General features: G+C 66.8%; 1 protein-coding gene. It reads right to left on the minus strand.

What is annotated here, in order from left to right; all coding sequences use genetic code 11:
• The coding region (locus AB0D94_RS37820) for a TonB-dependent receptor (RefSeq protein WP_362062525.1) at window positions 1-1306 on the minus strand (1306 nt) is incomplete at both ends.

The following is a 1306-nucleotide window of genomic DNA, read 5'->3' on the forward strand; positions in this document are numbered from 1 at the left end:
GAAGCCTTCGGCGTAGGTGGTGCGCAGCAGGAACTCGTCGGCGACTTGCCAGCGCAGGCCGTACTTGGGCGTGAACTGGCCGCCGAAGGTCGAGTAATCCGAGTAGCGGCCGGCCAGGCTCAGGTCCAGGCTCTTGCCGAACGAACCTTCCTTGATCAGCGGCAGGTTGAGCTCGACGTAGGCTTCGTTGACGTCGTAGGAACCGCTGGTCGGCAACGACTGGGTGCCGTTGTAGTAGCCGGCCACGGTGATCGGATCGGGCGAGTAGGAACCTTCGTACTTGCGGTACTCGTAACCGGCCGCGAACGACAACGGGCCCGCCCACAGGTTGAACAGGTCGCCGGAGAAGTTGGCGGTGAAGGTCTTGAGCTTCTGCTCGCTGCGGTCGCGCACGACCGGGCTGATCCAGCTCAGCATCTGCGGGGTGATCGTGCCCGGGCCGCCGAACAGGTTCAGCGGCACGCAGCCCGGGGTCGCGGCGCACACCGCCGGATCGCCGAGCGCGATGTTGATGTTGCGGATGTTGTAGCTGCCGCGGTTGGTCTGGTCGGCCTTGTTGCGGCTGTAGGCGGCGTTGACGTCCCAGAAGAAGGTGCGGTCGCCCGCGTCGAAGCTGCCTTCCAAACCGCCGGCCACGTACTGGGTGTCGACCTTCTGCTCGAAGATGCGCGGGCCGCCTTCGACCGGGCGCCGGGCCAGGGTGATCAGGTTCGGGTTGGCGCCTTCGGAGGTCAGGTCGATGCCGAAGGGGTTGTACGGGTTCAGGCGCGAAATGGTGACGCGCTCGGACCACGGATTGCCGGTGCCGGCGTCCAGGCCGAGGAAGATCGGCTCCGGCGCGGCCTGGTTGACCGACTCGCGGCGGTTGTACAGCGCCTTGACGTAGCCCTGCACGTTGTCGGTGAAGTGATAGCGGAACTGGCCGAACGCGCCGGTGCGCTTGGACGGCGTCAGCAGCATGTTCTCGCGGGCGAAGTTGTAGCGGTTCGCGCCGGTGAAGGGGATGAAGTCCTGCGGGTAGCGCACGCCGTTGGGATAGCTGGTGCCGTTGGGCGTGGTGAGGTTGCAGGTACCGCCGGCGCAACGCGGGTCGGTGAAGATGAAGCGGCCGTTCGGCGTGGCCGAGCTGCCGGTCTCAACGCCCAGGCCCGGCACCGGGAACGCGGCGACGCCGCGGTCCTTGGAATACACCGGATCCTGGTCGACGTAGCTCAGGCCCAGGAACAGGTTGGCGCGGTCGGTGTTGAAGCCCCAGGCCAGGTCCACGCCCTGCAGCTGGCCGTCGCCCTTGCCGTACTGGCCGTAG

The organism is Streptomyces sp. NPDC048255 (assembly GCF_040652415.1).
Lineage (GTDB): Bacteria > Actinomycetota > Actinomycetes > Streptomycetales > Streptomycetaceae > Streptomyces.